The organism is Methylomonas sp. 2F7 (assembly GCF_057126975.1).
This window is the reverse complement of record NZ_CP195203.1, coordinates 2,331,107-2,343,860: the sequence shown is the minus strand read 5'-3', so window position 1 is coordinate 2,343,860 and position 12,754 is coordinate 2,331,107. Positions and strand designations below refer to the sequence as shown.

The following is a 12,754-nucleotide window of genomic DNA, read 5'->3' as shown; positions in this document are numbered from 1 at the left end:
CTTCCAATAATGTAAACCTTTATATTGATGCCATCCGGATGGCCACTGATGTAAGGCAGCTATCCATGATTAAAATTTGAATAATTTTTCAGGAGTTGAAATGGAATCACATTTGGTAGCCAGTAAGAAAACCGCGCATGCCTATAACACCGCCGCCGATTTATTCGATCACCCGGCCAATACGTTTTGGAGCCGATTCGGCAATAACACCATCGAGCGATTGGGGTTAAGAGAAGGAAACAGGGTATTGGATGTTTGTTCCGGAACCGGCGCTTCAGCCCTGCCGGCGGCGCGAAAGGTTGGCGTAGCCGGCCGAGTGGTTGCCGTCGATCTGGCGGAAAAATTGTTGGCGATGGCGGCTGAAAAAGCCAAAGCCGATGGTCTTGAGAACCTGGAGTTTCGGGTTAGTGACATGCTCGCGTTAGCTTATCCCGATGGTTATTTTGATGCCGTCGTTTGCGTGTTTGGGATCTTTTTCGTGCCTGATATGGCCACCGCGGTCAGGGAATTGTGGCGCCAAGTCCGGCCTGGCGGGCGCCTGGCAATTACAACCTGGGGGCCTGAGTTATTCGAGCCAGCCAACACCTCGCTTTGGCAAGCCATTCGCCATCAACGCCCTGATCTGTATAAAGACTTCAACCCTTGGGATCGCATTTCCACACCGGAAGGATTGTTGGAGATGCTGGCCTCGGCCGGTTTAACCAAAGTGGACATTTTTGCCGAAGACGCGACTCACGCTCTGTCTGAGCCTGAAGATTGGTGGATATTGGCGATGGGTAGCGGATATCGGGGCACCTTGGAGCAATTGAATGGGGAACAGTTACAGAAAGTGAAGCAGGCCAATCTCCACCAATTGGCAAGTCAATCGGTTACCGAGATTTCAGCCAATGTGATTTATGCCATCGTCGATAAACCAGTTGGATAGAGCCTTGCATCTTTCCCTCTATCAATTTTTTTAATAAATGCCAGTAACTAAAAAAGCAAAAAAACTATTGACCTTCCCATCGTGGTAAGCCGAACACTTTGAACACAGTCAATTACAACAGGAGACTTGATCATGAAAACCTTCAATTCCAACCACCTGGCAGACCGCACGGTTTACTTGTCGATAGAGGGCATGACCTGCGCGTCCTGCGCAGGGCGTGTCGAAAAGGCGCTGAATAAGATTCCCGGCGTACAGCAAGCCAGCGTAAATTTAGCCACGGAAAGCGCCTTAGTCCAAACCGATACGGCAGTCGATGCCAGCGTGCTGATAAACGCAGTTAGCGCTCTCGGTTATCGCGCATCGGCCAAACCGGAGCGACTGGTAAGCAAACCAAAGCCGCGAGATGGATTGGCCGTATTGGTGTCGGCGTTATTGTCGCTACCGTTACTGGCACCCATGCTACTCGAGCCTTTCGGTACTCAAGTTTCACTGCCGGGCTGGTTGCAACTGACTTTGGCGACGTTGGTCCAGTTTGTATTGGGGGCGCGTTTTTATCGGGCGGGCTGGAAAGCACTCAAAGCCGGTGCCGGTAATATGGATTTGCTGGTGGCTCTGGGTACAAGTGCGGCGTATGGCTTGAGCGTTTACCAACTGACAAGCCGGACTGACGGTATGGCACCGCATCTGTATTTCGAGGCGTCAGCCGTGGTGATTAGCTTGGTGTTGACCGGTAAATGGCTGGAGGCGTGGGCTAAGCGGCAAACGGTTTCGGCGATCACTGCTTTACAAGCGCTACAACCGCAAGTCGCTCGTGTCAATCGCGGCAAGCGAGAGTTGGAAATTGCGATTGAAACCGTCAACGTCGGCGACTTGGTCGTCGTCCGCCCCGGCGAGCGTATCCCGGTCGATGGCACCATCGCCGATGGCCGCAGCCATATCGACGAATCGATGGTTACCGGCGAAAGTATGCCGATCGCCAAACAATCCGGCGATAAAGTGACTGGCGGCGCCATCAACGGCGAAGGCTTGTTGGTGGTGCATACCGATGCGGTCGGCGCAGAGACTTCCTTAGCAAAAATGATTCGCTTGATCGAGAACGCACAGTTGGCCAAGGCGCCGATTCAACATTTGGTGGATAAGGTCAGTGCATGGTTCATGCCGGTGGTACTAGCCATTGCCTTGATGACCTGGCTGGGTTGGTGGTTGCAGGGTGCCGCCATGGAAACCGCGATTATCAACGCCGTGTCGGTATTGGTAATCGCCTGTCCCTGTGCGCTGGGTTTGGCAACGCCTGCCGCGCTGATGGCTGGCACCGGTATTGCCGCCCGCCACGGAATTCTGATCAAAAACCCCGAAGTGCTGGAAATTGCCCATCGTATTACCACCGTTATTTTCGACAAGACCGGAACCTTGACGCAGGGAAAAGCTTACCTGGTCGAAGCCCTACCGTTGAGTGTCGACCGCGAACGCTTGTTGCGGCTTGCCGCTTCGCTGCAAACTGGTAGCGAGCATCCGGTGGCAAAGGCGGTGCTCAAAGCCGCAAATGAGTTACAGATTCAAACCTTGCCGGTAGATGCCGTTACGGCCTTGCCTGGACGTGGGCTATCCGGAACAGTGGGGAATCTCGATTTGCGTCTGGGCAATAGCCGCTTGATGTCTGAATTGGGCATTGATATGGGTGGGCTGGCGGAACGCGCCCGTGCCTTGGAGCTTGCCGGCAGTACGGTGTCCTGGCTGGCGATGGCCGCGCCGCAAAAACGGTTGTTAGGCATGTTGGCCTTTGGCGACCGACTCAAATCCACTGCATATCCTGCCATCAAACAATTACAGGCATTGAATATCCAAATCGTATTGTTGAGCGGTGATAATCGCGGCAGCGTCAAAGCGGTCGGCCACGCTTTAGGCATCAGCGACATAGTCGCCGAAGTATTACCGGCGGATAAGGCCTATCAAGTGGAATTGCTGAAACAGCAGAACCACCATGTGGCAATGGTTGGAGACGGCATCAACGATGCGCCGGCACTGGCGGCCGCCGACGTCGGCATTGCCATGGCGACCGGCACCGATGTCGCGATGCAGTCTGCCGGCATTACGCTGATGCACGGCGACCCGATACTGGTAGGTGCCGCGCTCGATATTGCACGGCGAACCTACCGCAAAATCCGGCAAAATTTGTTTTGGGCATTTAGTTACAACCTCGCGGCCATCCCATTAGCGGCGCTAGGTTTACTCAACCCGCAACTGGCCGGTGCGGCGATGGCATTCAGTTCGCTGAGCGTAATTGGCAACGCCTTATTGCTGAGGACTTGGAAACCCGCCGGCTCCTTACAATCCGTCAGGCATTAACCGAACCTGCTTGCGGGCGGCAAGTTCGCCGCCCGCAACGCTGTGTCCACCCATGTTGGAGAGTGATCGATGAATATCAGCCAAGCTTCGAAAAAGACCGGCCTATCCGCCAAAATGATTCGCCACTACGAAAGTATCGGACTAATCAGAAAAAGCGTACGCACTGTATCGGGCTACAGGACCTACAACGACACCGATTTGCAGGTGTTGCGAATGATCAAACGAGCTCGGGGTCTGGGGTTTTCGCTGGACCAAATCCGCGATCTGGTTTCGCTATGGCAAGACCCGGCGAGAGCCAGCGCTGATGTCAAAGCGCTGGCCCAATCCCATGTCGACGATTTGAACCGACGAATTGCCGAATTGACTGAAATGCGCGACATTCTGGCCCGGTTGGCGCAAACTTGTAGCGGGGACAATAAACCAGATTGTCCGATTATCGATACATTGGTACTCGGCCAGCAGCTGGTTTAAAGCTAAAAGCTATTCGAACTCGGGATTCTTGTTCTGTTAGGTAAAACTATCGAGTAATTCACAATTACTAAACCAACTTAAATTATGCCCCCTATTACATATGACGAAGTAATTGAACGGTGGTTGTAAACTCTACACCTGTCATTGCTGTAAAAAACTGATTGTCTCTTAATGGCCATAGTGACGCAGCGATAATTTCTATTTGCTCGCCTAAATCCGGACGCTCAAACGGGTGTCGGAAGAGGTGGCCCCAAACCTTTAAACAGCAATTCCCAAAATTAAAGTGAAATCCCTGCTGTTGGTTAGGCTGCCATTTTGACCGGTGGCAGCAAATCGGTATAGGCCTGATGAGGCTTTTTTCGGTTCAAGCTGGAATGGGGTCGCTTGTGGTTATACCACTCGAAATAATCCAGAATCGAGGCTCTGGCTTGGCCGACGGAACCGTACGCATGTAGGTAAACCCGCTCGTATTTGACCGATCGCCACAATCGCTCGACGAAAACATTATCTCGCCAGGCGCCCCGTCCGTCCATGCTCAACTGGCAACCCTGATTTTTCACGGCATCGACAAACGCCTTGGCGGTGAATTGGCTACCCTGGTCGGTATTAACGATCTCCGGTTTACCATACAGCCGAAACGCCTGTTCCAGCACATCGACGGCATGACAGGCTTCCAGTGTAATCGCGACCTTGGCTGCCAAGACCTTCCGACTGGCCCAATCCACAACCGCAGTCAGGTAAACAAAGCCTTTTGCCATCGGAATATAGGTCGTATCCAGGGCCCAAACCTGATTGGCTCGGTTGATGGTCATGCCGCGCAGCAAGTAGGGAAAGATTTCGTGCCCTGGCGTTTTCTTGCTCGTATTAGGCTTGCAATACACGGCTTCGATGCCCATCCGCTTCACTTGTGCCCTGTGGGTATCAAGGTTTTCACATGCTTACGGCCAGTGGTGATCCCTTGTTCATTCAACTGATCTCGCAATTGCCGGGCGCCCATGAAGGGATGTTTCATGTGCAATCGATCCAGGCGTTTCATGATGTCCAGATCGCGCGCTGATAACGGCTTGGGCAGGTAGTAAACGCTACCTCGACTGATCCCCAACAGGTGCGCTTGCTGGCCAATCGACAGTTTGGATTCACGGTCTATCATCGTTTTGCGCTCAGTAATCCCGCCTTGGTGAGCGCGTTCCCTAAAAAATCGTTTTCCAAGGTCAGTTGGCCGATTTTCGCATGCAGGGCTAGCAGGTCGACTGGCGGTGATTCGGGCTCCGCGGGTTTCCCAAACACCTCGGCAGCCCGTTCGGTCAGCTGTTTCTTCCAGTCGACAATCTGGTTTTGATGAATCTCAAATTCCTGGGTCAACTGCGCCAGGGTTTTATCACCCGTCAAAGCGGCCAAGGCGACTTTGGCCTTGAAGGCCGGCGAATGTTTTCTTCTCGGTTTTTTGGACATCTTCTGCTCCATTGTTTTGTCCTTACGGACGATCAAAAGTAGCAGGGATTTTCACTTAACCGGCTGTTCAATTTTTCGGGGCCAGCTCTCAGGGTGCTGTCCGCGCACTTGTTCGATAACACTTCTTGCCACGCTATTTAAGACGACTAAAAAACCGATAAATCTACTCAGTTGAAATATTAAATGAATTGTGCGACAAGGATCACACATATTTCATAGGAAAAATTCCAGGCGAAGAAAAAATTCTGGGCGGATTCAATTCGTTCCCTATCTTTTAATCCAACAGTACATTTACGGAAGAGCAGACTCATACAAGTCATTGAATTTTAAATATTTAAATAGATTTCAATTTTAAAAATAACTGTTCCATAGTCCAAGGATAAAGTCATAGACCCCATGGGGTCGTAGTGTCTGGCGGAGTCCCTGAAGCTTTCCGTAAAAGACCATAGTGCTTTTTTTAAGCATTATCGATATCAACGGTTTAATTGATAGTTTAAATATGACATTTCATTTTCAGCTAACTCATCGCCGTCCGCTAGGAAAATGGGCTTTGGTCAGCTTACAGCTGTTTCTGACTGGCTTAAGTTGGATCTGTTTCCTATCATCAGCTTGGGCAATTGACGTCACCGGTTCGATGAACCGACCCGGAGCCGAACCGCTACCGCCGCCGGAATTCCAAAACGAAAAGCCCGTCGATCAATTTGTTTTACCCAAGATTCCCGATTCTGGGGCCAACTCGCTTGATCATCGTTTGTTATATATTAAGCAAATCGTTTTGGAAGGTAATCAAGTCTTTCCCGCAGAAGAGCTAAACGTTCTAGTGCAGCCTTACGAAGGCAGGAATGTATCCGTCGCAGAACTGGAACAATTGCGGCTTAAGCTGACCCATTATTATATGGATCACGGCTATGTCAATTCCGGCGCGGTGATCGCCAAAGACGCCTACCGGGATGGCGAGCTGCGTATCAAGATCATTGAAGGCCGCATAGAAGAAGTCCGCATCAAAGGGATGGACGGCTTACGTGACGGTTACGTGGCGAATCGCCTGGTTGACGACCAGGATAAAGCCTTTAATCTGCAGAACCTGCAAGATAACTATCAACTATTGTTATCCGATCCATTGATCAGCAGGATCAATGGCCGGATTATCCCCGGCACCTCGCCGGGCACCAGCATTCTAGACCTCGATGTCACCCGAGCTCAGCCCTACAAGCTCAGCGTTTTCGGCAACAACCAGCGTCCACCGTCTATTGGCGCGGAAGCTTTTGGCGTTTATGGACAACTTCGAAACCTGACGGGTCTTGGCGACAGCCTGGATTTTACCTATATCACCAGCGCCGGTTCTAACCGCTATTCGGGCGGTATAAGCTTGCCGATTAACGACGCAGGTACCTTGGCATTTTTTCGCTTCGACGAGGGCGATTCAATGGTGATGGAACAGCCTATCAACGTATTGAATATTACCAGCCTGGTGCATAGCTTTGAGGGCGGCATTAGCCACCCCGTCATCAACACGCCCCGTCAACGCTTGAGTTTAGGCGTATTACTGGCCGTCCGCGAAAATGAAACGTCTCTGTTGGGCATGCCGTTTTCCTTCGTTCCCGGCGAACCGACCGGCCGCAATCAGGCCACCGTCTGGCGCATCTTTCTGGATTTCAGCCAACGCTGGGATAATCACGCCCTGGCATTGCATTCCGGCTTTAACGTCGGTATGAATGCCCTAGGCGCTACCCGTTCACGGCCGGTGCCCGCCTATTATCAAAGCTATTTTTCACGATATCCCAGCAGCGATTTTTTTTCCTGGCTGGGGCAGGCTCAATACGCCTGGCGATTTATGGATAACGGCGCGCAACTGGTGTTGCGAGGCAACGCTCAATTCAGCGACAGCCCCTTGCTACCCCTGGAGCGGATTGCCATTGGCGGTTTTAACACGGTACGCGGCTATCGGGAAAATCAACTGGTGCGTGACGATGGTTACAACATTTCCGCTGAAGTGCATTATCCCCTGATCGGCGGTGATGCAGACGCCAAGCACAAGCTAACCCTGGTTCCTTTTGTTGACTATGGCAAAGCCTGGTATGTGGATCAGCCGACCAATTCCGCCGCTACCACACTTTTTTCGCTGGGAGTAGGCCTTGAATGGCAATTCAAACCAATGTTTGCTCAGCTGTATTACGGTTATGCCCTAAATACGTCTAAACCACAACAAACGAGCGATCTTCAAGATAGCGGGATTCATTTCAGTGCCCGCTGGGATATGTTCTAGGTTTCTCAGTTGATATGGGACTTAATGCTTTTATAAAGACATCCGGTGATTCATGACATGTGCATCAATTACAAAAACCTTAGGTTAGCACTCGCTCTCGGACTTTTTTTCATGTCCGGACTAGTGCAGGCTGCGGACAGCGACCTGACAGACTTACTCAGTCAAGCTGAAAAGCATTATCAACAAGGTCAATACTTTTTGGCTTTGGACGCACTGCGCAGCGCGCAAAAATCGGCTTCCAGCGACGAACAAAATGCAAAAATCAACGGCCTGTATGGTCAAACCCACTACCAAATGCGGCATTACGTGGCCGCCGAAGAATTTCTCCGCCAAGCCATCGATTCAAATGCCGGTTCTGCCTCGGACCGCGCCCGTTGGCTTGTCACTTTAGCCAATATCCAGAACAGTCGCGATCAAACCGATGCCGCGCGTCAACAATACCAGCAGGCGCTAACCATTGCCGGCGGCAATCCGGAACTGGTGATCGGCATTCGGCTGGGCCTTGCGTCCCTGCTGCCGACCGAGCAACGTCTCGCTGAATTGACAGCCATTAATCCCACGCTTGACGGTATCGCCGATCCCATCATTCGCAGCCGTTATCTATTGCAGCTTGGCGCGCAAGCACAACGCCTAGGCTCGCCGGGGCTGAAACTGGCCTATGACAGCTTCCAGCAGGCGCGGCAAAATTTAGGCGATCAACAGCCGAGACTTCAGGCTGAAAGCCTTGACGGTCTGGCCCAATTGTATGAAGACCAAAACCGCCAGGAAGAAGCGATGCGCCTGAATACGCAAGCCATTCAATTAGCGCAAGGCATTGAAGCCCATGATTTGCTGATTAACCTGGAATGGCGGCAAGGCCGTTTATACCGCTTCAAACAACAATTGCCGGAAGCCACGGTTTATTATCAAAACGCCATCGATGAGATCGAAGAAATTCGTCACGACATACCAGTCGAATATCATAACGGTCGCTCTTCGTTTCGAGAGGTGTTGGAACCAGTCTATCTCGGCCTGGCCGATGTGCTGCTGGCGCAAGCTGCCAAACTGAGCGAAGATCAAAAGTCCCCTCTGTTGCGCAGAGCTCGCGATGCCGTGGAATTGATCAAAAAGTCCGAATTGGAGGATTTTCTGGGTGGGCGCTGCGCAGTGCAAAGCTATAAAAATGTACTGCTGGATAACGTTGAAAGCACCACCGCCATTATCTACCCGATCATCTTGCCGGACCGCCTGGAGCTGCTGATTAGCAGCGGTAGCGAGATTAAGCAGTTTACCCAAGCCGTCCCGGCCGACGGGATCGAAAACCAGATACAACAACTGGCGCACAGGCTACGCAATGCTCAGAAGGACGCCAAGATTTTATCCAAACAGCTTTATGACTGGCTGATCGCCCCTGCCGAACCCTGGTTGCGCGAGCAGGGTATTCAAACCCTGGTGATGTTGCCCGACGGGGCATTGAGGATGATCCCGGTGGCTGCCTTGTACGATGGCGAACGCTATCTGGTCGAACGCTATGCCATTGCCACCTCGCCCGGCCTCAGCATCATCGAATCGACCGCCTCGCTAAATCATAGCCAAAAGGCGCTGCTGGTCGGTCTGAGCGAACCCGGCCCGGTAATCTCACATTTACCACCTGCCTTTATGGAAGCATTAGTCGCGGCCAGCGAACGCGGCGTCGATCTTGCCAAAAAGCCCTTTAGCCGTGCCTTACCGGTTGGCTTAAACAGCAAACCGGACAAGTCGCGCGAAGTGGATATTGCCCGACTGGTAACGGACGCGGATTTTCAAAGAAACATGAAACAAGCCCTCAGCCTGCCCGGTGTCTCGGAGGAAATTAATACTTTACGCAGGGAAATGCCCAACACCGTGTTGATGAATCAGGACTTCACCGTGGAAGGTTTTAATCAGCAAGTGCTGCAGGAGCCCTATTCAATGGTGCACATAGCCTCTCACGCAGTGTTCGGCAATTCCGCCGACACCACTTTTTTGATGGCTTATGACAATGTCATCAACATAGACGACCTGGAACGGCTGCTGAAATCGGATAAATTCGTTAAGCAGCCGGTGGAGTTGCTTACCTTAAGCGCCTGCCAGACCGCCGAAGGCGATGACCGCGCACCGCTGGGTATCAGCGGCATTGCTCTAAAAGCCAAAGTCCGTAGCGCCTTGGGCAGTTTATGGCCAGTCTCCGATGAAGCAGCTTCGCAGTTGATGGCCGAATTTTATAAAGCCCTTGCCGTTTCCGGCACCAGCAAGGCGCAAGCGTTAAGGCAAGCGCAAATTAGTTTGATTAAACAGGACAGACTGGAAAATCCGTTTTATTGGTCACCGTTTATATTGGTGGGTAATTGGTTATGAAAATAATATTTCTAGTTAGATTTATCGATTTTGTATTGGGGGCTTCAATTATGTCTAGCTATATACAAACTTTCGCTTGGCTGCGCATTTTGGCCTACTGCATTTTTGGGATGATGTTTCCAGTTTCGTTTTCCTTGGCTGTTGATGTTAATAATATTGCTATTGACCCTAGGGTGCCAGTGGCAAATTATATTTTAACAAACGGTCAAAACAACACTATTGTTGAACAAAATTCTGGAAATCTAGCCGGTCACAATTTATTTTTCAGTTTTTCAAAATTTAATATAGGCTCTGGTAATACAGTCACCTTTTCAGGAAATTCTAGCGATACGATCAGCAATGTTATTTCGCGCGTAACCGGAGGCACACAAAGTAGTATCGATGGCACGCTTCGCTCCAATATCGGACATGCTTCGTTTTACTTTATTAATCCCAACGGCATCGCTTTAGGCCCAAATGCGCAGTTGAATGTACCCGGCGCTTTTCATGTCAGTACTGCGGATAAAATTGAATTCAAAAACGGCGGAATATTCTATGCCGATCCAAATTTGCAGGGCGGTATTTCTCTTCCCAATGACGATCCTGTCTCCTTGGGTTTTCTGGCGACAAATTCCGCTAATAATGGTTTGATTGATATTCATCATGCCCGATTGAATCTCAATCTTAATCCCTCACAAAATAACCCTAAGCTTGACATCGTGGCAGGAGAGATTCAAGTTACAGATCAGGCAATCCTAACAGCCGAGGCAGGTGAAATACGCATGGTAGCCATGCAAGAACAGGGCTCGGTTAGTCTTGTACCAAACAACCCAGGATATTTGCCTTTGCCGGAGCCCCCTCCATTAGCAAGCAACGCTGGAGTTATTAATATCGATCAAAGTGCAATCATTACTAGCGGCGATGGCGGCGGGAGAATATCGATTTATGGCGATAATGTCTCATTCGCCAATGGTGGAACTGGGCGGGTTGATAATACTGGTAGCATAGCGTCGACATCAGCAAAAGGTATTCAGGTAGTAAGTAATGTCTTGTCTTTAAACGGAGGCAGTTCCAATATTTCTACAGGAATTCATTCGGAAGCTAGATCTTCAGTTAAATCCGGTGATATTTCCGTCTGGGCAAATACGCTTGAAATTTTAAATCGTGGACAAATAGAAACTGTTTCTAGAAATGCAGGCAAATCCGGCGATATTCTGGTCAATGTCAACAATACCCTGACCATCAACCGCGGGGATTATACGAGTGATTCCGCAACGGGGATTCGTGCAGATTCCATGTCTTCAGGTAACTCGGGTGATATAACTGTCAATGCGGGAACAATGAATATACTTAATGGCGGATCGATAGCCAATGTCGCCTTCTCGAGTGGCGATGCAGGTTTTATCAAAATAACTTCGAATAATTTGACCATAGATTCTCTGAGTAATACAAAGTTTGGTACCGGCATTTATTCATCCGCGCTTAAGCTAAGTACTGGCAATGCCGGTAATATAAATGTTACCACCAATACTTTGACTATAGATTCCCTAAGTAATACAGAGCATGTTGCCGGCATTGATTCGTCTGCATTCGAGCTAAGTACTGGTAACGCCGGCCTTATAAAGGTTAACGCCAATACACTGGACATTTTTAATGCCGGTATTATTAGAACCTCTACTGCCGGAACTGGCGATGCAGGTACTATAAACATCAATGCGTCCTATGCTTTGAACATAGGCAGCCAAGGCACGTCCCATCAAAGAGGCGGTATTTTATCGGAATCATCCGCCCTTGGATCAGGAAATGCCGGTGAGATCAATGTGCAGGCCGGTACCCTTAATATACTCAGTGGCGGCCAAATATCGACTAGTACCCACAGTCGAGGCAATGCCGGCGAAGTGAATGTGTCGCACGTCAGAGGTTTGACAATCGATCAAGGAGGCTCCTCCTTGGCTACAGGGATTATGTCTATTACTGGACCCGATCAGAACATAGTGTCGAATAATCTCGTCACCGGCAATGCTGGGATTGTCAATGTGCAAGCTGACAATATGGATATACGAAATGGCGGGACAATATCCAGCTTTTCGCAGTCGCTAGGTCAGGCTGGTGTAGTGAATATTGCAGCAAATACGCTACTTGTCCATGGCGGTGGTTACATCTCATCCGCATCGTTGGGTTCCGGTTCAAGCGGAGAAACCGGCAATATATCGATTGTAGCCAACGATTGGCTTCATCTTACCGATGGCGGATATATCAGCGTTCAAAACGATGCTATCGTTCCTGAAAACCGAGCTTCTACAATTCATCCCGGCAACATAGCAATCCGCGCTCCAGATATTCTTATGCGGAATAGTTCAATCACTAGTGCGTCCACTGGGAATATTGCGGCTGGCAATATTTCTCTTATTTTTTCCCACTGGTTGACATTAGATCCATCTTACATAAGCACCATGGCCAACACTGGCAATGGGGGATCTATTTTTATAAGTGGCGGCGAACTGGTTAGCCTGCAAAATTCCGGCTTCCTGACCAGCGTCAACGGGGCCAACAGCAATGGCGGTGATATTTCGGTGACTGCAAACTTGCTAATTATGGATACGGGTGTGATACAAGCAAACGCCATAGGCGGCTCGGGGGGCAACATCCTACTTAATTTAGGTGGACTAATTCCTAGCAACGACACCCTGATTATGGGGGGCTCGCCGACTGCCTGGCAGCCTTTTATTTCCGGTTTGAATGTCATACAGGCCGTGTCAGAAACCGGTGTCAGTGGAACGCTAAACGTGACGGCACCGCAGTTAAATCTGAGTGGCGTACTTGCCAATCTTGGTGGTCCGCAATTCGATACCAGCATCTTCAGTCAGGATTATTGCGGTCTTAGTTCCGGTAGTACCCTTACGCGTATTGGAAGAGGAGGTTTATTGCCTAAAGGTGGCGATTTGCAAATCTATTGATGG

6 protein-coding genes and 1 pseudogene are annotated in these 12,754 nt (G+C 50.2%); 6 read left to right on the top strand and 1 reads right to left on the bottom strand.

Translation table 11 applies throughout. The features are described from left to right. Positions 1–100: 100 nt before the first annotated feature. From ACR64Q_RS10600 to cueR, 3 genes are all read left to right on the top strand, one after another. Positions 101–925, top strand: coding sequence for a class I SAM-dependent methyltransferase (locus tag ACR64Q_RS10600; RefSeq protein ID WP_313734645.1), 825 nt, complete (start codon positions 101–103; stop codon positions 923–925). A 132-nt stretch (positions 926–1,057) separates the two neighbouring features. After that, on the top strand, positions 1,058–3,271 hold the full coding sequence (locus tag ACR64Q_RS10595; RefSeq protein WP_313734644.1) for a heavy metal translocating P-type ATPase: 2,214 nt from the start codon (positions 1,058–1,060) through the stop codon (positions 3,269–3,271). Between the two features lie 69 nt (positions 3,272–3,340). Further along, the gene (cueR, locus tag ACR64Q_RS10590; RefSeq protein ID WP_026600816.1) at positions 3,341–3,742 is read left to right on the top strand and encodes a Cu(I)-responsive transcriptional regulator; all 402 of its coding nucleotides are present in this window, start codon (positions 3,341–3,343) and stop codon (positions 3,740–3,742) included. A gap of 302 nt (positions 3,743–4,044) precedes the next feature. Here the strand turns inward: cueR and ACR64Q_RS10585 are convergent. Then, positions 4,045–5,194 (bottom strand): annotated as a pseudogene (locus ACR64Q_RS10585) (IS3 family transposase). Positions 5,195–5,693: 499 nt separating this feature from the next. On the opposite strand from ACR64Q_RS10585, the gene ACR64Q_RS10580 reads away from it, so the two are divergent. The 3 genes from ACR64Q_RS10580 (at position 5,694) to ACR64Q_RS10570 (ending at position 12,751) form a co-directional block, all read left to right on the top strand. Next, on the top strand, positions 5,694–7,460 hold the full coding sequence (locus tag ACR64Q_RS10580; protein ID WP_313734642.1) for a ShlB/FhaC/HecB family hemolysin secretion/activation protein: 1,767 nt from the start codon (positions 5,694–5,696) through the stop codon (positions 7,458–7,460). A 111-nt stretch (positions 7,461–7,571) separates the two neighbouring features. Then, on the top strand, positions 7,572–9,815 hold the full coding sequence (locus tag ACR64Q_RS10575) for a CHAT domain-containing protein (RefSeq protein WP_197026926.1): 2,244 nt from the start codon (positions 7,572–7,574) through the stop codon (positions 9,813–9,815). Further along, positions 9,812–12,751: a two-partner secretion domain-containing protein gene (locus tag ACR64Q_RS10570; protein WP_313734640.1), complete on the top strand. Its 2,940-nt coding sequence runs from the start codon at positions 9,812–9,814 to the stop codon at positions 12,749–12,751. The genes ACR64Q_RS10575 and ACR64Q_RS10570 overlap by 4 nt, the downstream gene beginning before the upstream one ends. The last annotated feature ends 3 nt before the right edge of the window (positions 12,752–12,754 follow it).